Genomic DNA, 24,311 nt, shown 5'->3' with positions numbered 1-24,311 from the left:
CGATGTGATGGGGAACCCGGCGGCCGGACCGCCGGCGCCCGGCAACCAGTTTTGGAGGAACCATGCGCGACCAATTTATTCCCCGGACCGTCCTCGTCACCGGCGGCGCGGGTTTCATCGGTGCCAATTTCATTAATTATTTTCTCCCGGCCAATCCGGGCTGTCGGGTGATCAATCTCGATCTGCTCACCTATGCCGGTAACCTGAAAAACCTGACGGCGGTGGAAAACCATCCCGCCTACCGGTTCGTTCACGGCGATATCGGCGATGCCTCACTGGTCGGCCGGTTGCTGGTCGAGGAGCGGATCGAGGCAGTAGTCAATTTTGCCGCCGAATCCCACGTGGACCGTTCGATCAGCGGTCCGGAGCTCTTTGTCCGGACCAACGTTCTCGGGACCCAGGTACTTCTCGAGGAGAGTCGCCGGCATTGGTCGACCGGCACGATAGAACAGTTCCGCTATCTGCAGGTCTCCACCGACGAGGTATACGGTTCCCTTGGGGCCAATGGCTTCTTTACCGAGGAGACGCCGTTGGCTGCCAATTCTCCCTACTCGGCAAGCAAGGCGGGGGCCGATCTGCTGGTGCGGGCCTACCACGAAACCTACGGTTTTCCTGCGCTGATCACCCGCTGTTCCAATAATTACGGTCCGTACCAGTTTCCGGAAAAGCTGATTCCGCTGATGATTCATAACGTGCTGACTGGCCGGCCGCTGCCGGTCTACGGCGATGGCAAAAATGTCCGCGACTGGCTGCATGTCAAGGACCATTCTCAGGCGATCGAGACCGTGCTGAAAGGGGGGCGCCCCGGCCAGGTCTACAACATCGGCGGCAACAACGAATGGCAGAATATCGCCATCGTCCAGTTGGTCTGCGATCTGCTCGACGAGCGCCTCGGCCGGCCGGTCGGGGAGAGTCGGAAACTGGTGACCTTCGTCGCGGATCGTCCCGGCCACGACCGCCGCTATGCCATCGACGCCGGCAAGATCCACCGCGAGTTGGGATGGGCGCCGGCCTACACCTTCGAACGGGGGATTGCCGAAACCATCGACTGGTATCTGGCCAACCAGGAGTGGGTCGCCGCGGTTACCTCGGGGGCCTATCGCGAGTATTACGTCCGGCAGTATGCCGACCGTTGATAGGAAGCCGGGACGCTATTCGAGCTGACTGCGAGCAGTTGCCGATTTTTCATGTTATTTTATCTCATGCATGTTCCGGAGGGTGAGCGATGATTCTCGTTGTTGGCGCCAAAGGGATGCTGGGGCAGGATCTGCTGCGGGTCCTTCCCGGCGAGGTGCGGGGGGTGGATGTCGACGAGATCGATATTACCCTCCCTGCGTCGGTCCGGCGGGTGCTGTTCACCGTTAGGCCGCGGGTGATTATCAACTGTGCCGCCTATACCGATGTCGACGGCTGCGAAACGAACGAGGCGCTGGCAATGCGGGTGAATGGCGAAGGGGTGGGGCACCTGGCTGCCGCCAGCCGCGAGATCGGCGCCACCCTCGTCCAGCTGAGCACCGATTACGTTTTCGACGGGCGTAAGGGGGGGGCCTATCAGGAAGATGATCCGGTAAACCCTTTGAGTGTTTACGGCCGGTCGAAACTTCTCGGTGAGGAGCTGGCCCGGGAGAATCCCGAGCATTTGATCGTCAGGACCCAGTGGCTTTATGGGCTCGGCGGCCGCAACTTCGTCGAGACGATGCTCGCCCTGGCGGTCGAGAAGCGGGAACTGCGGGTGGTGAACGACCAGATCGGCTCACCTACCTGGACGGTGGATCTGGCCCTGGCAATCAGCACCCTGCTCGATTGCGGCTGTCGCGGTACCTATCATGCGACCAACGCCGGCAGCTGTTCGTGGCTTTCATTTGCCGAGGCGATCTTTACGGCGGCAGGGGTGTCAGTGCAGCTCCGGCCGCAAACGACCGCGGAGCTGGGCCGGCCTGCGCCACGGCCCGCCTTTTCTGCCCTCGACAATTGTCGGCTGGTCCACGATACGGGGCTGGAACTGGAACGCTGGGACGAGGCGCTCCGGACATACTTGGAAAAGCGACGGGAGGGGGGACGCAATGGGTGACGGCGGGGAGACGATTTCGACCGAGATGGCAGGCTTGGAACGTGGCGAACGGCCGTGGGGCACCTATACGGTCCTCGATGAAAGCCGGAATTACAAGATCAAGCGGATTGAAGTGGGCGCAGGGCAGCGGCTCTCGCTGCAGATGCACCATCACCGGAGCGAACACTGGATCGTCGTTTCCGGTACCGCCCGGGTAACCTGCGGCGAAGAGGAGTACGTGGTCAACGTCAACGAGTCGACGTTCATTCCGATCGGTCGCTGCCACAGGCTCGAAAACCCCGGCAAAATCCCCCTGGTGATCATCGAGGTGCAGAGCGGCGAGTATCTCGGTGAAGACGACATTGTCCGCTTTGACGACGACTACCACCGGTGCGACGAGCCGGACGTTCCGCCGGACCAACGGTAACGGCGCCCCCCCGCATCTCGCCGCCGGGTGGGCTGCCAAGGCAATCTCCGCCTGGCACCCGGCGGCTTATCCCGGCGGTCCTCCACTGCATCCACTGCAGTTTCCTGCTGAGCCCTTTCGGGCACCCTACGCCACGTTAGTGAAATTGTTTGGCCCTGAACGAGCGCTTCATCATCGCCTTGTTATAGGCGGCGGTGATGTCTCGCCGGGAGAGGATACCGATGACCTTGCGCGGGTTCTCCACCTCGACGACCGGCAGCTCTTCGAGGGTGCTATAGTCGATCTTGCGCAGTGCTTCGGCCAGGTTGTCGCTGCTGTTGACGGTGATGACGTCGTTGGTGGCCACTTCGCTCAACTGGACCGTTTCGAGCAGTTGCCGGTCGAAGGCGACGCCGAGGAAGTCGTGGGTGGTGACGATGCCGGTCAGTTCCCCGCCCGGATTCATCAATGGGAAGGTGCTGTGACGGGAGGCATGGGCCCGCTTGAGGAATTCGCGGATCAGCAGATTGTCGGGCAACACCTCCGGATCGCGGACCATGACGTTCTTTACCCGGATTGTCTCCAGGACGTTTTGCTCCCGCCCGGCCCGCAGGTCGATCCCCCGGGCGGCCAGGTCGGCGGTATCGATGCCGTCTTTGCGGAAATGACGGGCAATGGAGGTGCCGATGACGCAGGAGATCATAATCGGGACAATGACCTGGTAGGAACCGGTCATTTCGAAGAGAAGGAAGATGCCGGTCATCGGTGCGTGGGTTACGGCGGCCAGGAACGTTCCCATGCCGACCATGGCGTAGGCCCCCGGGGTCGAAGTGTAGAGAGGGAACAGCTGGTTCATCAGAAAGCCGAAACTCATGCCGGTGACCGAGCCGATGAAAAGCGAAGGAGCAAAAGTCCCGCCGGGGAGCCCCGAGCCGAGGGTGACGCAAGTGGCGAGGATCTTGCCGAAGATAAGTAGGGTGACCAGCAGCCAGCCGGTGTTGTTGGTGACAACCCGCTCGATGAATTCGTAGCCGTTTCCCTGGACCTGGGGGAGGAAAACGCCGATGCAGCCGACGAGCAGTCCGCCGAGGCATGGCTTGAGCAGCGGATGGAGGTTGAGCTTCTTGAAAGAATCGCGGGTCCGGCTGTACCAGTCGATGAACATCGTGGCTAGGGCGCCGCTGACGATGCCGAGCAGTACGTAGAAGAACAGCTCGACCGGGCTGACCAACTGATAGGCGGGAACGTCGAACGCCGGCATGTCGCCGAACATTGCCCGGGAGACGACGGTCGCCATTCCCGACGAGATAACGATGCTGGTGAATGACGAGATGTCGAACGACGAGAGCAAGACAATCTCATGGGCGAAAAAAACCCCGGCCAGCGGCGCGTTGAAGGTGGCCGCCACGCCACCGGAGACGCCGCAGCCGATCAGTACCTTGAGCCGGTCCTCGGACATGCCGAGCAGGTGGCCGATTACCGAACCGGCGGTGCCGCCGATCTGGGCGATCGGTCCTTCCTGTCCCGCCGATCCTCCCGAGCCGATGGTCAGGGCGGAAGAGACGCCCCGGGTGAACATCAGCCGGAGCGGTAGCCGCCCCCCACGCAGGTTGACTGCTTCCAGAAAGCGGGGAAAGCCGAAGTTCATGTCTTCCGGGAAGGTAATGAAGAGGGGGATCATCAGTAGCGCCCCCAGCAGCGGGAAGGCGAGCGCCCAGAGCCGGTGCCAGCTCCAGATGGTCGGGTCATAGCCGGTAATGGCCGCGCCGTTGCCGATGATCAGCCAGTTGAAAAACTCGATGCACCGACGGAAGGCAAAGTTGCAGAGACCTGCCAGCAGGCCGATGCAGACGGCGAGGATCACCATCAGGGTATTTTCGCTGATTCTCAGCCGGGAGAGGAGGCTGAAGATGATCCTGCGAATGGAGACGAACCGGCGGAGCAGCTGCAGGTCGCGGACCAGTACCGCCGCTTTAGAGCGCCGGTCCGGATTCCGTGCTGGGGTAGGTGTCATTGGTACGTTATCCTGTATACTTGTCTTAAATCACCGCAGGAAGATAAAGCTGCCTTAATTCAGGCTGTTGCCGCCGGCGCAGTCTTAACTTTCCCTTTTCCCACACCTGCTTTGCCAATGTCAAAGAAAAATTGAGGGTTGATTTTTGCTAAAATAATTTGTATTCAAATTATATCTACTGTTTGCTCACCGGGCAATCCTTTTTTTGGTCGCCAGGGGCGGTTTCGGCCCGGGAGAAGAACGGAAGAAAGGAGCAAGGGTGAAGGATAGTGAACTGGCCGCCTTTGTCGCCGGGGTTACCGCCGGGGCGAAGCTGATAGTCGTTTCGAATCGCGAACCGTGCCTGCACGAACATGTGGCCGACGGCATCCGGATGGTCCGTCCCGCCAGCGGCATGGTGACTGCCATCGAGCCGATAATCAAGGCGGTAGGGGGAACCTGGGTTGCCCATGGCTCCGGCACCGCCGACCGGCTGGTGGTGGACCGCCGGGGGCGGCTCGGCCTCCCTCCCGAAGCGCCGCGCTATACGCTGCGCCGGGTCTGGCTGAGTCGCAAAGAGGAAGAGGGCTACTACTACGGCCTGGCGAACCGGGCACTCTGGCCACTCTGCCATACCGTCTACACCCGGCCGTACTTTTCCCGGGCCGAGTGGGAAACCTACCGGTCAGTTAACGAAAAATTCCGCGATGCGGTGCTGGAAGAGGCAGAGGGGGGGGCAGCCATCGTCTTTATCCAGGATTACCACCTGGCGCTGTTACCGCGGCTGCTCAAGGATGTCCGGCCCGACCTGAAGATCCTCCATTTCTGGCATATCCCCTGGCCCAATCCCGAGGCGTTTCGCATCTTCCCCTGGGGCGAAGAGCTCATCGACGGCCTGCTCGGCAACGATCTGCTCGGCTTCCACATCCAGTACCACTGCAACAATTTTCTCGATACCGTTGACCGGTTCATCGAGGCGCGGGTCGACCTGGAGCATTTCCGGGTCTTCCGCGGCGGCCGGCCGACCTGGGTCCGTCCTTTTCCGATCAGCGTCGACGCCAGCCAAATCAGCCGCGACGCGGAAGGGGAAACGGTGGGCCGCCGCCTGGCCGGATTCCTCAAGGAGCTGGGCGAAGAGCACGGCAAACTGTCGCTCTTCGTCGGTGCCGACCGGATCGACTATACCAAGGGGATTCCCGAGCGACTCCGCGGTTTCGATCTGATGTTGCAACGCCATCCCGAGCTGGTGGGTAAAGTGTGCTTCGTGCAGCTGGCGGCACCAAGCCGGACCCATGTCGAGGCCTACCGTCACCTCAACGAGCAGATCGACGCCCTGGTGGACGAGATCAACTGGCGGCACCAGACCGATGACTGGACGCCGGTCTTCTTCCTCCGGGCGCACCACGATTATTACGCCGTCCTGGCTGCTTACCGGATGGCCCAAGCGGTGGTGGTTTCGTCGCTGCATGACGGCATGAATCTGGTGGCCAAAGAGTTTGTTGCCGCCCGCAATGACGGCGACGGCGTGCTACTGCTGTCGCGCTACACCGGCGCGGCCCGCGAATTGGGCGATGCGCTGCTGATCAACCCCTTCGATGGCGATGGCCTTGCCGATGCCATGTACCGCGCCTGTGTGATGCCGGAAGCGGAACGCCGGGAGCGGATGGAGCGGCTGCGTAGCCAGGTCGAGCGCAATACGGTCTACGATTGGGGGTTGAACGTCTTCGCCGAGCTGGAACGTCTGCTCGGCCAGGAGGAGAACGGGTGATGAATGACGGCCGGGCACGCACTATTTTTTGCTTCGACTTCGACGGCACCCTAGCCACCATCGTTGCTGATCGCCAGGCGGCCCGCCTCCATCCGGCCTGCCGGCAACTGTTACGGGACCTGGTGATCAAGCCGGAAAACATCGTCGCCATCCTGTCGAGCCGGTCGCTTGACGACCTGATTGCCCGGGTGCCGGTCTCCGGGGTGTTTCTCGGCGGGGGGAGCGGCATCGAATGGCGGGTGCCGGGGGGGGAGCGGCTCGGTGCCCCGCCGGAGGAGGCGCGGCAGATCGAAACGCTGCGGCACAATCATCTGCGCCGGCTCACCGAGCTCGTCGTCCTATCCGGCGGCGAGGTGGAAGACAAGTACTGGTCGGTGGCGGTCCATACCCGGCGACTCTCGCCAGCCGTCAAGGAGATGCTTGCCCTCTGCCTCGACAAGTGGTGCCGGATGAACGATCTCCAGCTGTTCCGCGGGCCCGAGGTCCTGGAAGTGCAGTTTCTGGAGCGGTTGAACAAGGAATACGGCGTCAGGCGGCTGTGCGATTATGTCGGCTACCGGCGGGGCACTGACCGGCTTTTCTACGCCGGGGATGACGAAAATGATGCCCGGGCGATGGCCTGGGTCGTCGGCGAAGGGGGGACGGTCTTCGCCATCGGCACTGCATCGCCGGTGGCGGGAGCCTATCTGCTGGACGGACCGCTTGCCCTTGCCCAGACCGTCGGCGGCGCGGTGCCGGTCCGCTGAGGACATTTCTTTGCGGCGCAACCGGAGAGGTGACCGATGAACCCTTTTACGATCAACGATTGTACCCTGCTCACCCGGATGAGCGGCCTGCCGCCGGCAATCAACCTGCGGGAGTTGCGAGAGCGGGTTGTTGTCTGCAGCGAGGACGTCCTCTACCATCATTTCTGTGAAACGCCCTTGGTGCCGCTGTTCGACAATCCGGATTACCGTAACGATTTCGCTGTCTGGTCGAAGCTGCAACTGGGCGACCGGGTCTTGGCGGAACGGCTCGGCATCATCGATCCTTACGAGTGCACATCCATGGAGGCGCTTCGCGGCATGCTGCTCGACCTGCTCGACGAGCGGTTGAGCGAGCTGCAGACGGTGCCGTCGGTGGCGCCGGGAGACGAGTTTTACCTCAAGCAGGCCACCACCGTGGTCTTCGATACCGGGCTGCAGGTGGCAGAGCCGGCGCAACTGGCGGCCGCGGTGGAACGGATGACCAGCAGCAGCATTTACTTCCATTTCCTGGAAGCGAGACGCCGGCCTCCGCTCGGCCTCGACGATTTCAGTGCCTGGCTCGCCGAGGGGGGCGCCGAATGGCAGTGGATGATCGAGGCGCTGCAGGCCGTCGACTTCTACTTCTATTCGTTGGCGGACCTGCGCGGCATGCTGGTGCGGATTCTCCGCGGCGAGGGGGGGGAGCCATGAAACGGACGCTGGCTGCCTACGAAGGGATCGTCGGGGCAGCGGTCATCCACCAGCTGCGTCACCTGGGGGAAAAGCTGGCCGGCTGCCGGGTTATCCACGTCAATTCCACCCGCGCCGGGGGTGGGGTGGCGGAGATTCTCGACTGGATGGTCCCGCTGATGCGGGATCTCGGCATCGATGCTTCCTGGGAGGTGCTCGAAGGGAACAGCCGCTTCTTCTCGGTGACCAAGTCGATCCATAACGGCCTGCAGGGAAACCCCCTGCACCTCGGCCCCGCCGACTGGCAGGTCTATCAGGAGACCAACGCCGCCAATGCCGAGCGGCTGCGGGACCAGCTCTCCGAAGCCGACATCGTCGTGATCCACGATCCCCAGCCGGCGGCCTTGCTCGGTCTCTGCCCGCAACGGAAGGGGAAATGGATCTGGCGGGCTCACATCGACGTCAGCCATCCCTACCGGCCGGTCTGGAAAATGCTCCGCGCCGCCGTCGAGCAATATGATGCGAGTATCTTCCACATGCCCCAGTTCGCCCAGGCGCTCCCCCATCCTCAGTACCTGGTGCCGCCGAGCATTGATCCGCTCAGCGAGAAGAATTGCGATCTTCCGGCAGCGGAATTGGCGAGTGTCCGGGCGGAATTCGGCCTCGATTCCCAGCGGCCGCTTCTGGTGCAGATTTCCCGTTTTGACCGCTTCAAGGACCCGGTCGGGGTGATCCAGGCTTACCGGATGGTGCGCAAGGTGCTGCCGGTGCAGCTGGTGCTGGCCGGCGGCGGCGCCGCCGACGATCCGGAAGGACAGGCGGTACTCGACGAGGTGCTGGAAGCGGCCAACGCCGACCCGGACATCCACGTGCTCTGTCTGCCGTCCGACGCCCACCGGACCATCAATGCCCTGCAGCGGCTTGCCGATATCGTCATCCAGAAGTCGACCCGGGAAGGATTCGGCCTGACGGTTACCGAGGGGCTCTGGAAGGGGAAACCGGTGATCGGCGGCGATGTCGGCGGTATCCGGCTCCAGGTGATCAACCACCAGACCGGTTTCCTGGTCAATACCCCCGAGGGGGCGGCGCACCGGGTCAGGTTTCTGCTGCATCATCGCCAGCGGCTCGGCGAGATGGGGGACACCGGGCGCAAATTCGTCCTGGAGCATTACCTACTGACCCGGCATCTGCGGGAGTATCTGACCCTGTTCCTGGCGCTCAGGCTCGAGGCGGCACAGCATACGATCTTTGTCTGAAAACAAAAGGGAGGTGGAGGAAGGCGCGCGGAATGACAATTATAAATGCTTAATTATTTATCCTCTTGTGTTTGTCTCAGACCGCCGCTAAACTTATTAACTTGTTGGAACCATATTCCGGCATCTGCCCGGAGCGGAGTGTCGCCTGTGCTGGCCGGGGATCATCCCCGGAATCGGTGTCACCGGCCCGTTCTCCCCGATGCAGACCCCTGGGCCGAAGGGATGGATCATGACGTCAACTGCCGACATCATCGCTACGATTACCGATGATCTCCGCCGGATATTCCAAGTGGTAAACGGTCATTCCAAGCGGGCGATGCGGGAAACCGGGCTGACGGGTCCCCAGCTGTGGGCGATCAAGGTCATTGCCGGCCACGGCCCGTTGCGGGTTTCCGATCTGGCGCAACGGCTCTATCTGCACAATGCCACAGTGGTCGGCATCCTTGACCGCCTGGAGGCCCAGGAGCTGGTGCAGCGGGTCCGCTCCCAGGAGGACCGCCGGGTGGTGATGGTTTCGCTGACGGCCCAGGGGAAAGAGCTGGTGACCAGAGCGCCGGAAGTTGCCCAAGGGCTGCTGGTGGCAGGATTGGAAAATATTCCCCGCGACCGTCTTGAAACCATCACGGAAGGGTTGCGGTTGATGGTGGAGATCCTCGATGCCCAGCATCTCCCTCCCCAGCTGCTTCTCTCTTCGGAAGTGAACCGCACGGGGAAGGCAGTAACCCGGAGAAGCCGCAAGACCGGCGAGTAGTGCGGGAGGCATGCCACCCATGACAATTGCAGGAATGCGCAGCTCCGGTTGCGGATTGCTCTTGAGGGTGCTGGTCTTTCTGGTGCCGTTCTTTTTTGTGCTCTTCGGCACCAGGGTTCCCGATCTCTCCATCGCTGCCAAAGCCTCGCCACGTCCCAGGGCGGTGACTGAGAGCCGGGCGAAACCCTCACCGATGCTGCCGCAGGCTCCGGAGATGCGGGCTTGTCCGGTCTGCCTCGAGATGCCCGACTTTGCCCCGTGGTGCCGCTGCCTGCCGTGCGCCGGGGTGAGCCGCGGCGTTGAAGCGGTATTTCCGCTGCTGACCAATTCCCGGGGGCCGCCGGCCGGTGACGGAACCGGCTTCCGGCAGCAAACGGTTATGTTCACCCCAAGCAGTATCACGTATTTGATGGCCCGTCGCGCTCAGTCGCACGGCATTCTATGGTTAAGTTAAGGAGATAAGACAATGATTCAGCGTATTTGCCGGTATTTAACGGTATCCCTCTGTCTGGCGGCCCTGACGGCCGGTTGTGCGAAAAAGGATCTGGTCAAGCAGGAAACGCCGATCCCGGCGACCACCGCTCCCCAGGCGGCCCCGGCGCCCGCACCGCAAAAAAGTGAAGTTCCCTCTGCCCAGCCAGTGAAGGAAGAGGCGGTCAAGGCGGCTCCCGCCACGCCGCCGGCAACGGTTGCCGATCTGAAGGAGTCCCTTGAGACGATTTATTTTGCTTTCGATTCGTCACTCCTCTCCGACCAGGCACGGAATACCCTGGTGAAAAACGTCGACTATCTGAAGGCAAACCCGATGGCGAAAATCCAGATCGCCGGCAATTGCGACGAGCGGGGCTCCGACGAATACAACCTGGCCCTCGGCGAGCGCCGTGCCCAGTCGGCGAAAAAGTATCTGGAGACGATGGGGATTACCGGCGATCGGCTGTCGACAATCAGCTATGGCAAGGAAAAACCGGTCGATCCGGGTCATGATGAGGCGGCCTGGGCGAAAAACCGGCGTGACGATTTTGTCGTAATCAAGTAAAAACCTTCCGGCGGGCGGCGGAGTCAGGCGACTCCGCTCCCGCCCGGCAGTTGTCGTCCCCACTGTGCCGATTCCCTGTCCGTCGTCCGTTTGATCCCCGCTCCCTTGTCTCTGCCGCTTCTCTGAAACTGGCGATGGCTCGTCGTGTCCGGAAGTAACCCCGGTCGTGCCGACTCCTGCCGTTCTTCCCCGCCGCCCCGTTGTGCAGGCGGCCGGGAAAGAGGGGGCGTGCCATTATCCCCTCTAATCCAACAAGTCGTCGCCCCGGTCCGGTCGGGCCTTCCCGCCGCGTCCGGCACGCTGTCAAAGGAGGATTATGCAACGATCTATCTGTCTGGCAATCCTGCTCCTGCTGCTACTCGTCCAGCCGGCGGGCGTCATGGCTGCCGCCGGCGACGTGGGTGATCACTACGACCAGGGGGTGCAGCTGGAACAGCAGGGCGATCTCGATCAGGCGGTAACCGCCTATCGGGATACGTTGAAGACCGATCCATATCATAGCGACGCCCGGCGGCGCCTGGCGGATATTTATGCCCTGCAGGGGAAATATCCGCGTGCCGCCAGGCAGTACCGGCAATTGATCCGGCAGTGGCCGACCAACCCCCTCTACCATTACAAGCTGGCCAGGCTCCTGGTGGCGACCCGCAAGTATCAGGAGGCGATTGCCGAGTATCGGGCCGCCATTGCCGCCGATCCTGGCAACCCCGAACCGCATCGCGAGCTGGCCCGCCTGCTGGTGCGCCGTGGCCGGCTCGACGACGCGGAAACGGAATACCGGTCGCTGCTCGGCAGTCACCAGGACGATACCCTGGCCCGGGACGCCCTGATCGCCATTTACGTCAAACGCAAGAAATACGATGACTTGACCAGCCTCCTGGCGGACAATGTCTGTCGCCACCCCGACGATCCGACCGGCTATTACAAACTTGGCTTGGTGCAGGATTTTCGCAAGGAGTACCCGCTGGCGATCGCTTCATACCAGAAAGCGATTGAACTGAAGGGGGATTATGCCAAGGCCTATACCGCGCTCGGCAAGCTTTACCTGAAGACCGGCGAGTATGACCGGGCCCGGGAAGCGCTCCATGCGGCGCAGATTGCCGACCCGTCCTATCCGGAGCCGCACAAGCTGTTGACCGCCATCGACAACGGTCCCCTGGTCTATCGGAAGGTACAGAGTGTCTCCGCTTCGGGTAAGGCGGGGACGGGCATTCGGCATAAAGCGGTCAAGCATCGCAAGAAGGCCACCGCCAAACACCACAAGAAGGCAGTGGCCAAACACCACAAGAAAGCAGTAGCCAAACCCAAACACCGCAAGAAGACTACTTGCACAGGCCGGAAGGCTAATTCCAAGAAGGCGAAGCGCTAGTTCAGCAGCATTGCCGGCCGGGGTTTGCCGTGTCCCGGGCGTGCAGGCTGGCCCGTCATCTTGCTACGGGGCGTTTCACGTATCTCTCGCTGTTTTCATTTAAGCCCGTTGGTGATGATACTCCTGGAGTGCCATCTCGATGCCGCGAAGCGGCAGTGCCACCCACGCCGGGCGGTTGTTCAGCTCGTAGCCGAGTTCGTACACCGCCTTGTCGAGCAGGAAGCAGCGGAGGAGAATCTCCAGGTCGCGCCGGTCCGCCGGGACGAGCGGCGCCGCCGCCAGCCGATCGAGGTAGCTGCCGAGAAAACGGCAGCTGATGTAGACGTACCACGCCTCCGCCCACGGTTCGAGGAACGGCGCGTCGTTCGGGTGGCTGGCGACGTGGTGGGCGAGGGCGGTCATGGCGGCGTAGTGGAACGAGCGGATCATTCCCGCCACATCCCGTAACGGTGTCCGCTTCAGCCGCCGTTCGCTGGCCGTGCGTGCCGGTTCCCCCTCGAAATCGATGATCACGAAATCCTTGCCGGTGAAAAGCACCTGCCCCAGATGAAAATCCCCGTGAATACGGCACTTCATTGCCGAAATCCGTTTGCCGACCAATTGGGCGAGCCGGGCAAGGATTTCCCGCTCCGCGCCGAGCACCCGATCGGCCAGTGCCCGATCCGGCGCGTCGAGTTGCGGCCGCTGCTGGGCGAGTAGTTCGAAGTTGCGCCGCACCAGGTTGCGCATCGATTGGTAGACCGAGCGTTGGTAGAGGGTGGAAAACTCTTCGAGCCTCCAGGCCGGGTCGTCGCCGCCGCCGGCCAGCGTCAGGTGGAGTTCGGCGGTGCGGCGCCCGAGGAGGGCGGCCATCTCCAGGTAAAAGCCGCCGATCAGTTCGGTAACCGCTGACGGGGTTGCGCAGGCGGCCCCGTCCAGAATGCTCGGCAACGGCTCCGGCAGCGGCGGCAGTTCGCTCCGGTGGGTCAGCAGCCGTTCGAAGTAGTGGCCCAACCGGCCGAGAGTCAGTTGCCAGGCATCGCCGTGATGTTTGACGAACTCCTGGAGAATACCGACGGCGCCGGCCGGCGTGCCGGCTCGGCGGTATTCGAGGGCGCCGAGAAAGCGGGGAACATGGGCGAAGGCGGCCTCGCCGCTCAGGAAACGGGAAATCTCCGCTTCCGGATTGATCCCCGCCTCGATCCGCCGGTACAGTTTGAGGAAGAAGCGGCTGCCGTAGCTGATGGCGCTGTTGCTCTGTTCCACCCGCACCACCCGGGAAAGGAGGCGTTCGGCGGGCACCGGCCGCCCCCGGCCGCCCGTCCCCCGCTGCGGGGCAATCTGGCTCCGGTGATCGCTTTTGACCTGGCGGCGGCCGCCGAACAGCTGGAGCAGAGCTTCCCGGAAATCGGCGTCGTAAATGGCATCGCAGAGCAGTCCCTCCTCGTCGCCAACGGTCAGGACGGCCAGCGGTGCCTGGGGGAATTCGTCGGCGATCCCCCGGGCGCTTTCCCCGCCGATGAAGGCGAGGGGCAACAGGTAGGTTTCCGGATCGCCTTCCAGGTAGCGCGCTTCGATCAGCAGCAGGACAAAGACCCGTCCCTCCTGTTTCAGCTGCAGCTGGTCGGCCGGGGCGAGCTGGGCGAGGACCCGGGCCTTTCCCCGGAACCAGCGGCAGCGGCGCAGGTAGGCCGGGGCAATCTCTTCGAAGAAGCTGGTGCCGCTCTTGCCGCCCAGGACTTCCCACCACAACTGGTTACTGCGGAGCTTGAGGCGGGGGAGGCCGAGCTGCGGCGCGGTCGGTTCTTCGGGCTGGCGCAGCAGAAACCAGAAATAGTCGTGGCCGCCGAGGGTGAGAAAGTAAGGGGTATCGCGGATCGCCGGGAAATGATTGCGGCTGAAGATTTCCTCGGGGATCATGCCGGTAAAGGGGGCCAGATCGAGTTCCACCGCCTGGGAGAAGCGCGACAGGTTGACCACTGCCAGGACGATCTCGTCGCCGGCCCGGCGGATGAAGGCGAAGATCCGCGGGTTGGTCGGGTAGAGGGTTTCCATGGTGCCGGAGCTGAAGGCGCGGAACCGCTTGCGCAGGGCGATGATCCGCCGCATCCACCAGAGGAGGGAGGTGGGGTTGCGCTCCTGGGTCTCGACGTTGACCGCCTCGTAGTGATATTCCGGGTCGATGATTACCGGCAGGTAGAGCTTTTGCGGGTTCGCCCGGGAAAAGCCGCCGTTGCGGTCGGGGCTCCACTGCATCGGCGTTCGCACCCCGTCCCGGTCGCCGAGGTAATAGTTGTCCCCCATGCCAATCTCGTCACCGTAATAGATAATCGGCGTGCCGGGAAGGGAGAAGAGGAGGATGTTCATCAGCTCAACCCGCCGCCGGTCCCGTCCCATCAGCGGCACCAGCCGCCGACGGATGCCGAGGTTGATCCGGGCCCGCGGATCGGTGGCGTAGACCCGGTACATGTAGTCCCGTTCTTCGTCGGTGACCATCTCCAGGGTCAGTTCGTCGTGGTTGCGGAGGAAGATCGCCCACTGGCAGCCGGCCGGGGCGGCCGGCGTCTGGTCGAGGATGTCGACGATCGGGAAACGGTCTTCCATTTCGATCGCCATGAACATCCGCGGCATCAGCGGGAAATGGAAGAGCATCTGGCACTCGTCCCCCCGACCGAAATAGGCGACGGCGTCTTCCGGCCACTGGTTCGCCTCACCGAGGAGCATCCGGTTGCTGAAGGTGGCGTCGATATGCGCCCGCAGCTCCTTAAGATAGGCGTGGGTTTCGTTGAGGTTCTCGCAGTTGGTCCCCTCCCGCTCGTAGAGGTAGGGGACGGCGTCGAGCCGGACGCCGTCGACCCCCAGGCGGAGCCAGAAATCGACGACCCGGAACATTTCCGCCCGGACGCGGGGATTGTCGTAGTTCAGGTCGGGCTGGTGGGAGTAGAAGCGGTGCCAGTAATAGGATTTGGCCACCGGGTCCCAGGTCCAGTTGGAGGCCTCGAAATCCTGGAAGATGATCCGCGCCTCCCGGTACTTCTCCGGGGTGTCGCTCCAGACGTAGAAGTCGCGGTGCGCCGAGCCGGGCCGGGCTCGCCGGGCCCGCTGAAACCAGGGGTGCTGGTCGGAAGTATGGTTGAGCACCAGTTCGGTGATCACCCTGATGCCTCGCCGGTGGGCGGCCCGGAGGAACTCCCGGAACTCCCGGAGGGTGTTGTAGCTCGGGTTGACGTTGAAATAGTCGGCGATGTCGTAGCCATCGTCGCGCAGCGGCGAGGGGTAGAAGGGAAGGAGCCAGATGGCGGTGATGCCGAGGGACTGGAGATAGTCGAGTTTCCCCATCAGGCCGTGGAAGTCGCCGATGCCGTCGCCGTCCGAATCGGCAAAGGCCTTGATGTGGAGTTGGTAGATGACGGCGTCGCGATACCAGAGCGGATTGTCGTCGAGGAACTGTTCTTTCGGAGCCATGGTCTCCTCCCTGATCCTGTAAGGGCAGGCGGCGCTACATGAAATAGTCGAAATCGTGTTCCCGGCGCAGCCGTGGCCGGAGGCGGAAGATCCTGCCGGGGACGGTGGCCGGGTCGAGCCGGACCTGGTTGCGCTGTCGGTGCCAGATATGCCGCTCCCCGGTCAGCAGCCCCTCGACCAGGAAGGGGTGCCCCTCCTCCACCCCGAGTCGATCGAGGGGGATGCCGATTTCCGCCTGTTGGGGGGTGAACGGGTCGAGGCTCACCACCATCAGCAGGATATTGCTCCGGTCGTCGGTCATCTTCAGATAGCCGATGACGTTGTCGTTATCGCTGCGGCAGAAGGCGATCGGACCGTTCTCCTGCAGGGCCGGGTTGTCGTGGCGCACCCGGTTGATCCGGCCGATCAGCTCGCGCAGGGTGTCCGCCGCCTCCCAGTTCCAGCGTTTGAGTTCGTACTTTTCCGAATCGAGATACTCTTCCCGGCCGGGGATGGCGTCGTTGACGAACAGCTCGTAGGGGGGGCCGTAGATGCCGCAGCTGGCCGAGAGGGTGGCCGCCAGGAGATAACGGATGGCGAAGGCGGGCCGGCCGCCGTACTGGAGGAATTCGGGGAGGATGTCGGGGGTGTTGGGCCAGAAGTTGGGGCGGAAGTATTCCCGCAGGTCGGTCCGAGTCAGCTCGGTCAGGTACTCCTCCAGTTCCGGGCGGGTGTTGCGCCAGGAGAAATAGGTGTAGGACTGGCTGAAACCGAGCTTGGCGAGCCGGTACATCACCTTGGGACGGGTGAACGCTTCGGAGAGGAAGATCGCTTCCGGATGCTCGCGCTTCAGGTGGCGGATGGTCCGCTCCCAGAAGGCGAACGGCTTGGTGTGGGGGTTGTCGACCCGGAACAGGGATATCCCCTGGGCGATCCAGAAACGGAAGACTGCCAGCAGCTCGTCCCAGAGCGGCTGCCAGGCGGCGGTCTCGAAGTCGAAGGGGATCACGTCCTGGTACTTTTTCGGCGGGTTTTCGGCGTACTGGACCGTGCCGTCGGGGCGCCAGCGGAACCATTCGGGGTTGCTCCGGACATAGGGGTGGTCCGGCGAGCACTGGAAGGCGATGTCGAGGGCGACTTCGATGCCGAGTTCCCGTGCCCGGGCGACGAAATGCCGGAAATCGTCGAGAGTGCCGAGCTGGCGATGGACCGCCGTGTGTCCCCCGACCGCGGCGCCGATGGCCCACGGCGAGCCGGGATCCTCGGCCTCGGCGATCGTACTGTTGTTTTTCCCCTTGCGGTTGGTGAGGCCGATCGGGTGGATCGGCGGGAAGTAGACCACGTCGAATCCCATGCGGGCGATCGCCGGCAGCAGCCGCTCGCAGTCGGCGAAGGTGCCGTGATCGCCGTCGCCGCGGGCGGAACGGGGGAAGAGCTCGTACCAGGTGCTGAAAAGGGCCGGCCGCCGTTCCACGAGGATCTCCGGCTCCCGCTCGTAGCGGCTGGCCAGCCCCCAGTCGCGGTAGCAGGCCATCAGCCGCGCCAACTCGGCGCTGCCGGCGATCGCCAGTCCCTGCTCGTCGTCCCCCTGCCGCAACTGGCCGGCCAGGCTTTCGAGGCGGGGGCGGTCGCCAGCCAGCGCCCGGGGTATTGCCTCGCTTACCAGTGTGGCACCGATCTGCCATTCCACCGCCAGCTCTTCGCCGGCCAAGTAGCTTTTTTCCAGGTCGTGGACCCAGGTGGCGAAATGATCGACGATCCCTTCGACGGTGAAGAACCAGCTGCCGAGCCGCTCGACGGTGAAGGTCGCCTCCCAGCGGTCGTTGCCGAGCGGACGCATCGGCAGCCGTCGCCAGCTCTCCTCGGTATCGTGGCGGAAGAGGAGCTCGGCCGCCAGCTCGTCGTGGCCGTCGGCAAAGATGTCGGCGGCCACGGTCACTGTCTGGCCGATGACCCGCTTGGCCGGGAACCGGCCGCCGTCGATCTCCGGGGTGACCTGCTCGATCACCACCCGGCACCGGCCATCGTCCGGCAGGGAAAAGGTGCCGCCGGCTTCGTGTTCAGCTGTCATGGCTACCTCCCGTGATACGGTAATGTCCGGCCACCGCCGGCCCGAGCTTGCCGTCCGCCGGCGACCGGTGTAAAATCAATCACTCATTCCCAGAGGAGAACGAAGCTGCGATGGCGCCTCCCGCTGACGGCACCGCCGTCCCCCTTGTCGATGACTGTTGCCGCCGCGCCGTGGAATTGTTGCGCCGCAACGCTACCCCGGCCGGCATCCTGGCCGCCACCCCCGGCGAACGGGCGGCGCGGCGCGATTACACCACCGTCTTTGGCCGCGACGCGGCGATCTGCGCCCTCGGTATGGCGGTTTCGGGTGCAGCCGAGCTTCGGGAAGCGGCCTGGGCCGGTCTCCGCACCCTCGCATCGCGCCAGGCGGCCAACGGCCAGCTCCCCAATTACGTCCGGCCTGCCTCCGGCGAGGCCGACTTCTGGTACTCGGGGTGCATCGATGCCACCCTCTGGTGGCTGATCGCTTTCCACAGCTGCGTCGAGCGGGGAATCGGCAGCGCCGCCGAACTGGCCACCCAGGCCGAACGGGCCCTCGCCTGGCTTGCCTGTCAGGAACATCCCGACTGGGGGCTGGTGCAGCAAAACGAGGCGAGCGACTGGGCCGACATCATGCCCCGCTCCGGCTATGTTCTCTACAGCAACGCCCTCTGGTACGGCGTGAAGCGGCTCTATGATCTCCCCGGCGCGGCGGTGACCCGTGACTACGCCAACCTGCTCTTCTTCCCCTTTGCCGGCCCGGTGCCGGAACGCCGGCGTGCGCGGCTGCTGATGCATTACGTCCGCAACCGGGTCCAGCGCCGCGACCTCTACCTCAGTTTTGTCAATTTCGCACTCTGGGGGGAGGAGGGGGACGTCTTCGGCAACATCCTCGCCTGCCTCAGCGGCCTGGCCGACACCTCCCGGAGCCTCGCTATCGTCCGGACACTGCGCCGGGCCGGGGTCGACCATCCCCATCCGGTCCGGGCGGTCGTCGAGCCGATCGCCGAGGAGAGCCCCCTCTGGCGGCTCTATATGGCCCGTCATCGGCAGAATCATCCCTGGCAGTACCATAACGGCGGCAGCTGGCCGTTCATCGGCGGTTTCTGGGTGCTGCTGCTGGCCCAGCTCGGCCTCGTGCAGCCGGCCCGCCAGGAGCTGGTCCGGCTCGCCGAGGCCAACCGCTGCAACGGCTGGGAGTTCAATGAATGGCTGCACGGCCGGAGCGGCGAGCCACGGGGGATGCCCGGCCAGTCGTGGAACGCCGCCACCTTCCTCCTTGCCCGCCATGCCCTGGAAAACCGCCTCCGGCTCTTCGGCTAGCCCCGCCGTTCACTCCCGTTCCACCCCCTCCAAAAGCGCCACCGGAAAATTCCCCAGCACCCTGGCCAGGGGGAGGGTCGACCGGCCGTCCCGCAGCTCGGTGGCGAACCGCTCGCCGGTAAAAATGCTGCGGAACGGTCGTCCCGCCGTCTCGAACGGGACCACCAGCCGCGTTTCCCGCCATGCCGCCGCGCCGAGCGGCGTGACGGCCGTCTCTCCTGCCAGCTCCATCCAGGAACAGGGCGCTACCACCAGGACCGTCGCTTCGTTCAGGTAGCGCTCGAAGGCGCAGAGGTGGGCCGCCCGTTCGCCCTCCACCTCGAGGGGGATATATTTCCCCTCCTCGAACAGCCGGTGCTGGCGCTGGCGGAACTGCAACGCCTGCCAGGTCAGGTAGAGCTTGATCCGCCCGTCTTCCGGCGCGTCCGCCAGTCGCCTGGCCACCGCCAGTGGCCCGGTTTCGGCCAGCTGCCGGCGGAGGGCGGCCAGGGCGGCCCGCCGTTTTTCATAATCGACCGGCCGCCGGTTATCCGGATCGACCAGGCTGAAGTCCCACAGTTCAGTCCCCTGGTAGAAGTCGGGAATCCCCGGCGAGGCGATCTTGAGCAGCGTCTGGGAGAGGGCGTTGAGCATGCCGCAGCGGACGAGCGGCGGCAGCCGCTGTAGCAGGTCGGCGCGGAACTGGTTGTCCGGCCGTTCTTCGAGGATGCGGTCGATGAAGTGGCAGACGGCGTCCTCGTAGACCGGTTCCGGGTTGATCCAGCTGGTGTTGACCTTGGCCTCGCGCATCGCCTTGAGCATGTATTCCTTGATCCGGCCGGCGAACTCCCGCTGCCCGGCGGCGGAGAGCGGCCCCGGCGGCCAGGCGCCGAGCAGGGTCTGGTAAAGGAGGTACTCCTCGTTGCGGTCGGGTACCGGCTTGCCGTCGACGACGATCTTGCGGTGGCGGTTCAGCCGTCCCCAGCGGGAGAGCCAGTCCCGCCACTTGCCGGGGATTTCCGACAGGACGGCGATCCGCGCCCGGACGTCCTCGCTCCGCTTGGTATCGTGGGTGGAGGTAGCCAAAAGCGCCAGCGGCTGCCCTTTGGCCCGTTCGATGTTCTGGCCGTGGAACGCCTCGACGGTGATGCCGAACCGTTCCGGCGTCCCCCCTACTTCGTTGAGCGCCACCAGCCGGTTGTAGACGTAGAAGGTGGTGTCCTCCAGCCCTTTGGCCATCACCGGGCCGGTGATCTGCTGGAACTTCATGACGAAGTTGAGCCACTCCTCCCGGTCCCGACCGCCGGTGCTTTCGTAGAAGCGGAGCAAGAGTACGTCCTCGATGAAGGCGAAGATCGATTCGTTCATCGCCCGGTTCTTCCGCTTAGCCTTGGCGACGGCGTACTCGATGTACTGGTGGTCCCGGTCGTTGACCTCCCGACTGTTGATGTAGGTCCGGTACACCGGGAAACAGGCGATGACCTCCACCAGCGCCTTGATCAGGCTGTTGAGGGTAAAGTCGCGGGTGTGCCGGTTCATCTCGGAGATGGTGTTCAGGTAGTGGCCGAGGGTATTGACTTCTCCCGCCATCGCCACCTGCATGACCAGTTTTTTCTTGTCGTAGGCGATCTCGGCGAAGTTCATCCGTTCCCGGACGAAGCGGTTGTAGATGGTGTCGAACTCCCGGGCGTTGCGGGTATCGACCAGAAGGCCGGTGACCGCGTTGGCGAATTCGTACCCGGTGGTGCTGTAGACCGGCCACTCCTCCGGCAGCCGTTCTCCCTTCATGAGGATTTTTTCGCCGATGATGAAGAACGGTTTGGCCTGGGGGGAGACTTCGACCAATTCGTCGTACAGCTGGAGGATGTTTTCTGCCAGCTCGGTTTCCCCCTGCTCCGGCGACCGGTTTGCCGCCAGTTCGCCGAGCAGGGCCAGCCGGCTCTGGAGGAAGCAGGCCCGCTGGAGCCGGTGCAGGTAATCGGCCGGGTTGTAGAGGCCGTCGGCATGGTCGACTCGCAGGCCGGTCACCTTCCCCTGGCGGACCAGTTCGAGAACCAGCCGGTGGGTCTCTTCGAAGACCCGGGGGATCTCCATCCGGATGGCGCCGAGGGCGTTGATGTCGAAGAACCGCCGGTAGTTGATCTCCTCGGTGGCGACCCGCCAGTGGGAGAGCCGGTAAACCTGCTGACGGAGCAGATCGTCGAGGAGGTCGAAGCTGTGGGAATTGCCCGGCTCGCCGTTGAAGATCGCCACGTTCGTCTCGACGAATTCGCGGATGATCGGGTTCTCCCGGTAGAGTGCCCAGAGCCGGCGCTTGATCACCTCTTTCTCCCGGTAGCGCTCGCGGATCTTCTCCTCGTCCTGCTCGGTGTAGGGGGGAAGATGGTCGAGGGCGTTGATGATGCTCATCAAATCCTGGAAATCGGGATAATCGGGAGGGAACTGGCGGGTCAGCTCGTCGAGCCGGTGACCGAGGATCGCCCGGTAGGTCTTGGGGATGATCGGCAGCCGGTGCTCGTAGTACCGGACGGAAAAGGCCCCCTCGTCGAAGGCGAGACGGAGCTCGCCGTTTTCCAGGATAGCACCGTACTGGTCGCCGAGGATCGGCAGCAGCACCTTTTCGGTCAGCTCCTTCTTGACCGGCTGCCAGTCGATGTCGAAAAAGTCGGCATAGAGCGAGCTCGGACCGTTTTCCAAAAGGTCGAGCCACCGTTCGTTTTCTCCCCCCTCGATGCACATGTGGTTCGGGACGATGTCGAGCAGCTGGCCCATGCCGTGCCGGGCCAGCTCGGCGCAAAACCGGTCGTGGTCGGCGGCGCTGCCGACTTCGGGATTGAGCCGGTTCTGGTCGACGATGTCGTAGCCGTGCATGCTGCCGACGCGGGCCTGGAAGTAGGGAGAGGCGTAAATGTCGCTGATCCCCAGCTCCCGCAGGTACGAAACAAGGCCGGTCGCGTCGGCGAAGCGGAACGAGCGGTTGAACTGCAGGCGGTAGGTGGCGACGGGGATGCGGACCGGGGGGAGGTCGTGCTGGCTCATGTATCGTCTCCCGCTGCGGCCGGAATGACGGCCGCGGTAGCGAAGCGCAGCTGGTCGCCGATGGTGCGGAAGGCGGCGAGCCAGCGGCCGGCTGCCCGATCGCCGCTGCTGGCCCGGGCGGCAATGGCCCGCCCGGTGGTGCGGGCGATCGTCAGGTAGTCGTTCTGGCATTTCCAGAAATTGATCTCGACCGGCAGCCGGGCGACCGTCGCCAGGGAGCTGCAGGCCTCTTCCAGCAGTTGCTCGTCGGCGGGGGACTTCCGCAGCGCGGCCATGATCCCCTCTAGGCGGCGCCTGACCTGGAATTCCAGGTCGACCGCGTCGAGGGGAACGGCCCATTCGCCGATTTCGCCGAGCAGTTCCTCGATCTCGCCGTGGCGAAGCGGCGCGGCGGCGAAGGCACTGGCCAGCTTGAGGTTGAGGGCCAGCCCGGCGGTGGTCCGGAACTGGTTCGGTACCGGCATGCCGGTCTCGCGGACGAAGCTCATCAGCAGTCGGTAGTTATCGTAGAGCCGGGTATAGCTCTCCTCGAATTCGCCGAGGGTCGCGGCGATCACCTGGTGGAGAATCCGCCGCTGTTCATCGCGGAACAGGTCCCGGAGCGAGTAGGTGTGCATGCCGAAATGCTCGTCCATCAGCCGGATGATCGCGGCGAAATCGCTCTGCTCAAAGGCGGCGACGATCGCGCCGCCCATGGCGCGGTAGGCCTCGTCGCCGCGGAAGCTGCGGACTCCGCCGTTGAGGGCGTGGCCGCCGAAGTAGAGGACGCAGTAGGTGATCAGCTCCTCCTCGGTGGTGACCGCGGAACCGACAACGGCCCGGCCGATGGTGAGCCGGGTCGTTCCCGCCTGGACCAGCCGGCTCGCTTCACGCCGGACCCGGTAGCTGAAGATGGCGGTTTCCTCGTCATACTCCTGGAAGAGGGAGCTGATGGCATAATGGGCGCCGACCTTCACCAGGTCGATCATCGCCGGCCGGACGAAGCGTTCGTAGATCCGGGCACCGTCCCCCTGCTCGGGGAGATTGCTCCGGGCCTCGGCGAGCCGGGCGAGAAAGGCGTGCTCGATGCCGTTGGCGAACAGCTCCTGGGCCAGCTGGACGGCCCGGCCGGCGTACTGGATCACCTGGACGGTCTCGATCCCCGACAGTTCGTCGAAGAACCAGCCGCAGCTGGTGTACATCAGCAGGGTGTGCCGCTGCATCTCCAGCAGTTTCAGCAGGGTCACCCGTTCGTCGTCCCGGAGCGGCCGGATGGCATGGAGATCCAGGAAGGGGGCGAGCCGTCCCGGCGACCGGTCGAGGATGACGTCGATATAATCGTCGCGCGCCTGCCAGGGGTCGTGGAAAAGCTGCCCGGCCGCGGCGGCATACCGTTCGGCCAGCTCGTCCCGCAGCCAGTCGAGGGCGGCCCGCAGCGGCGCCCGCCACTCCTGGTGCCAGTCGCCGTGGCTGCCGGAATTGCAGCCGCAGTTCCCCCGCCAGCGCTCGATGCCGTGGAGGCAGCTCCAGGAGCTCTTCTCGACGATTCGCACCTCGTGGGTCGGCGGTGAGTGGTCGAGGAATTCGCCGTAATTGGTCAGCCGGGCCAGGCCGTTCCCTTCCAAGTAGTTGAGGGCGTACGCCAGTGCCATGTCGCCGTGCCGGTGATGGTGCCCGTACGTCTCGCCGTCGGTGGCGATGGAGAGGAGCTGCGGCCACTGCCGGTGCTCGGCGAATCCCGACAGCAGCCGGTGGGCGAAGGTCTCGCCCCGGTCGAGCAGCTTCTCGAAGGCGACGGCGCGGGAGATCGGCCCGTCGTAGAAAAAGATGACGATGCTCCGGCCAGAGGGGAGCCGGCAGCGGTAGGGGCGGCTCGGGTCGATCCGGCCGCCGCCGACGTCGTGCCAGCGGCCGCCGGTAAGGGGGCGGCAGCGGGCCGCCTGGTGCGGGGCGAGGATAGTGAAGCGGATGCCGGCTTCGGCGAGCAGCTCCAGCGTTTCGCCGTCCACGGCCGTTTCCGCCAGCCACATCCCTTCGGGAAAACGGCCGAAGCGGCTCTCGAAGTCCCTGATTCCCCAGCGGATCTGGGTCTCTTTGTCCCGCCGGTTGGCGAGCGGCATGATCAGGTGGTTGTAGACCTGGGCCAGGGCGTTGCCGTGCCCGGAGCGCCAGGCGATGCTCAGCCGGTCCGCTTCCAGGATGGCCCGGTAGACTTCGGGGGAGGAGCGCTCCATCCAGCAGAGGAGGGTGGGGCCGAAATTGAAGCTGATCCGGGCGTAGCTGTTGACGATGTCGAGGATCCGCCCCGCGCCGTCGACGATCCGCGAAGCGCTGTTCGGGGCGTAGCATTCGGCGGTGATCCGCTCGTTCCAGTCGTGGTACGGATGGGCGGAATCCTGGATTTCCACCCCCTCCAGCCAGGGGTTTTCCCGCGGGGGCTGATAAAAATGACCGTGAATGCAGATGAACCGTTCCATG

Annotated in this window: 17 protein-coding genes; 12 read left to right on the top strand and 5 right to left on the bottom strand. The window is 64.1% G+C overall.

Annotation, left to right across the window (positions count from 1 at the left end):
* The first annotated feature begins 62 nt into the window (after positions 1 to 62).
* From rfbB to QMN23_RS13845, 3 genes are all read left to right on the top strand, one after another.
* Positions 63 to 1,136, top strand: a complete 1,074-nt coding sequence (gene rfbB, locus QMN23_RS13855; protein ID WP_281999920.1) for a dTDP-glucose 4,6-dehydratase — start codon at positions 63 to 65, stop codon at positions 1,134 to 1,136.
* An 89-nt stretch (positions 1,137 to 1,225) separates the two neighbouring features.
* On the top strand, positions 1,226 to 2,071 hold the full coding sequence (gene rfbD, locus QMN23_RS13850) for a dTDP-4-dehydrorhamnose reductase (RefSeq protein WP_281999919.1): 846 nt from the start codon (positions 1,226 to 1,228) through the stop codon (positions 2,069 to 2,071).
* Positions 2,064 to 2,477: a cupin domain-containing protein gene (locus tag QMN23_RS13845; protein WP_281999918.1), complete on the top strand. Its 414-nt coding sequence runs from the start codon at positions 2,064 to 2,066 to the stop codon at positions 2,475 to 2,477. The genes rfbD and QMN23_RS13845 overlap by 8 nt, the downstream gene beginning before the upstream one ends.
* Positions 2,478 to 2,613: 136 nt before the next feature.
* Here QMN23_RS13845 and QMN23_RS13840 read toward each other — a convergent pair whose 3' ends face one another.
* Positions 2,614 to 4,470: a chloride channel protein gene (locus tag QMN23_RS13840; RefSeq protein ID WP_281999917.1), complete on the bottom strand. Its 1,857-nt coding sequence runs from the start codon at positions 4,468 to 4,470 to the stop codon at positions 2,614 to 2,616.
* 259 nt (positions 4,471 to 4,729) lie between these two features.
* Here QMN23_RS13840 and QMN23_RS13835 point away from each other — a divergent pair, with 259 nt between their 5' ends.
* From QMN23_RS13835 to QMN23_RS13800, 8 genes are all read left to right on the top strand, one after another.
* Positions 4,730 to 6,217, top strand: a complete 1,488-nt coding sequence (locus QMN23_RS13835; RefSeq protein WP_281999916.1) for an alpha,alpha-trehalose-phosphate synthase (UDP-forming) — start codon at positions 4,730 to 4,732, stop codon at positions 6,215 to 6,217.
* Positions 6,217 to 6,963: a trehalose-phosphatase gene (otsB, locus tag QMN23_RS13830; protein ID WP_281999915.1), complete on the top strand. Its 747-nt coding sequence runs from the start codon at positions 6,217 to 6,219 to the stop codon at positions 6,961 to 6,963. Before QMN23_RS13835 ends, otsB begins: the two co-directional genes overlap by 1 nt.
* Before the next feature lie 36 nt (positions 6,964 to 6,999).
* A complete protein-coding gene (locus QMN23_RS13825; protein WP_281999914.1) occupies positions 7,000 to 7,653 on the top strand; it encodes a DUF5752 family protein in 654 nt (217 codons plus the stop codon).
* Positions 7,650 to 8,888 carry a glycosyltransferase gene (locus QMN23_RS13820; RefSeq protein ID WP_281999913.1) on the top strand — a complete coding sequence of 413 codons (1,239 nt, stop codon included), beginning with the start codon at positions 7,650 to 7,652 and terminating at the stop codon, positions 8,886 to 8,888. The genes QMN23_RS13825 and QMN23_RS13820 overlap by 4 nt, the downstream gene beginning before the upstream one ends.
* A gap of 229 nt (positions 8,889 to 9,117) precedes the next feature.
* Complete coding sequence (locus QMN23_RS13815) at positions 9,118 to 9,639, top strand: MarR family winged helix-turn-helix transcriptional regulator (RefSeq protein ID WP_281999912.1); 522 nt, start codon at positions 9,118 to 9,120, stop codon at positions 9,637 to 9,639.
* Positions 9,640 to 9,658: 19 nt separating this feature from the next.
* The gene (locus tag QMN23_RS13810; RefSeq protein ID WP_281999911.1) at positions 9,659 to 10,093 is read left to right on the top strand and encodes a hypothetical protein; all 435 of its coding nucleotides are present in this window, start codon (positions 9,659 to 9,661) and stop codon (positions 10,091 to 10,093) included.
* 12 nt (positions 10,094 to 10,105) lie between these two features.
* The gene (gene pal / locus QMN23_RS13805; protein WP_281999910.1) at positions 10,106 to 10,675 is read left to right on the top strand and encodes a peptidoglycan-associated lipoprotein Pal; all 570 of its coding nucleotides are present in this window, start codon (positions 10,106 to 10,108) and stop codon (positions 10,673 to 10,675) included.
* 316 nt (positions 10,676 to 10,991) lie between these two features.
* A complete protein-coding gene (locus tag QMN23_RS13800; protein ID WP_281999909.1) occupies positions 10,992 to 12,041 on the top strand; it encodes a tetratricopeptide repeat protein in 1,050 nt (349 codons plus the stop codon).
* Between the two features lie 99 nt (positions 12,042 to 12,140).
* Here the strand turns inward: QMN23_RS13800 and treS are convergent, their stop codons facing one another.
* Both treS and QMN23_RS13790 read right to left on the bottom strand, forming a co-directional pair.
* A complete protein-coding gene (gene treS, locus QMN23_RS13795) occupies positions 12,141 to 15,485 on the bottom strand; it encodes a maltose alpha-D-glucosyltransferase (RefSeq protein WP_281999908.1) in 3,345 nt (1,114 codons plus the stop codon).
* Positions 15,486 to 15,519: 34 nt separating this feature from the next.
* Positions 15,520 to 17,535 (bottom strand): alpha-1,4-glucan--maltose-1-phosphate maltosyltransferase, encoded by a 2,016-nt coding sequence (locus QMN23_RS13790; protein ID WP_281999907.1) that lies wholly within the window; start codon positions 17,533 to 17,535, stop codon positions 15,520 to 15,522.
* Positions 17,536 to 17,645: 110 nt separating this feature from the next.
* Between QMN23_RS13790 and QMN23_RS13785 the strand changes: the two genes are divergently transcribed.
* The gene (locus QMN23_RS13785; protein WP_281999906.1) at positions 17,646 to 18,836 is read left to right on the top strand and encodes an amylo-alpha-1,6-glucosidase; all 1,191 of its coding nucleotides are present in this window, start codon (positions 17,646 to 17,648) and stop codon (positions 18,834 to 18,836) included.
* Between the two features lie 9 nt (positions 18,837 to 18,845).
* On the opposite strand, the gene QMN23_RS13780 is transcribed toward QMN23_RS13785, so the two are convergent.
* A complete protein-coding gene (locus QMN23_RS13780; protein WP_281999905.1) occupies positions 18,846 to 21,854 on the bottom strand; it encodes a malto-oligosyltrehalose synthase in 3,009 nt (1,002 codons plus the stop codon).
* Positions 21,851 to 24,310, bottom strand: coding sequence for a DUF3536 domain-containing protein (locus QMN23_RS13775; RefSeq protein ID WP_281999904.1), 2,460 nt, complete (start codon positions 24,308 to 24,310; stop codon positions 21,851 to 21,853). The genes QMN23_RS13780 and QMN23_RS13775 overlap by 4 nt, the downstream gene beginning before the upstream one ends.
* Position 24,311: the final 1 nt, after the last annotated feature.

It is taken from the genome of Geotalea uraniireducens, assembly GCF_027943965.1.
Lineage (GTDB): Bacteria > Desulfobacterota > Desulfuromonadia > Geobacterales > Geobacteraceae > Geobacter > Geobacter uraniireducens.
The sequence above is the reverse complement of the archived record's forward strand: the minus strand, read 5'-3'. Positions and strand labels throughout refer to the sequence as shown.

Coding starts and splice junctions, on each gene's coding strand:
- rfbB (WP_281999920.1), top strand. CDS start 63: ATGCGCGACCAATTTATTCCCCGGACCGTCCTCGTCACCGGCGGCGCG.
- rfbD (WP_281999919.1), top strand. CDS start 1,226: ATGATTCTCGTTGTTGGCGCCAAAGGGATGCTGGGGCAGGATCTGCTG.
- QMN23_RS13845 (WP_281999918.1), top strand. CDS start 2,064: ATGGGTGACGGCGGGGAGACGATTTCGACCGAGATGGCAGGCTTGGAA.
- QMN23_RS13840 (WP_281999917.1), bottom strand. CDS start 4,470: ATGACACCTACCCCAGCACGGAATCCGGACCGGCGCTCTAAAGCGGCG.
- otsB (WP_281999915.1), top strand. CDS start 6,217: ATGAATGACGGCCGGGCACGCACTATTTTTTGCTTCGACTTCGACGGC.
- QMN23_RS13825 (WP_281999914.1), top strand. CDS start 7,000: ATGAACCCTTTTACGATCAACGATTGTACCCTGCTCACCCGGATGAGC.
- QMN23_RS13820 (WP_281999913.1), top strand. CDS start 7,650: ATGAAACGGACGCTGGCTGCCTACGAAGGGATCGTCGGGGCAGCGGTC.
- QMN23_RS13815 (WP_281999912.1), top strand. CDS start 9,118: ATGACGTCAACTGCCGACATCATCGCTACGATTACCGATGATCTCCGC.
- QMN23_RS13810 (WP_281999911.1), top strand. CDS start 9,659: ATGACAATTGCAGGAATGCGCAGCTCCGGTTGCGGATTGCTCTTGAGG.
- pal (WP_281999910.1), top strand. CDS start 10,106: ATGATTCAGCGTATTTGCCGGTATTTAACGGTATCCCTCTGTCTGGCG.
- QMN23_RS13800 (WP_281999909.1), top strand. CDS start 10,992: ATGCAACGATCTATCTGTCTGGCAATCCTGCTCCTGCTGCTACTCGTC.
- treS (WP_281999908.1), bottom strand. CDS start 15,485: ATGGCTCCGAAAGAACAGTTCCTCGACGACAATCCGCTCTGGTATCGC.
- QMN23_RS13790 (WP_281999907.1), bottom strand. CDS start 17,535: ATGACAGCTGAACACGAAGCCGGCGGCACCTTTTCCCTGCCGGACGAT.
- QMN23_RS13785 (WP_281999906.1), top strand. CDS start 17,646: ATGGCGCCTCCCGCTGACGGCACCGCCGTCCCCCTTGTCGATGACTGT.
- QMN23_RS13780 (WP_281999905.1), bottom strand. CDS start 21,854: ATGAGCCAGCACGACCTCCCCCCGGTCCGCATCCCCGTCGCCACCTAC.
- QMN23_RS13775 (WP_281999904.1), bottom strand. CDS start 24,310: ATGGAACGGTTCATCTGCATTCACGGTCATTTTTATCAGCCCCCGCGG.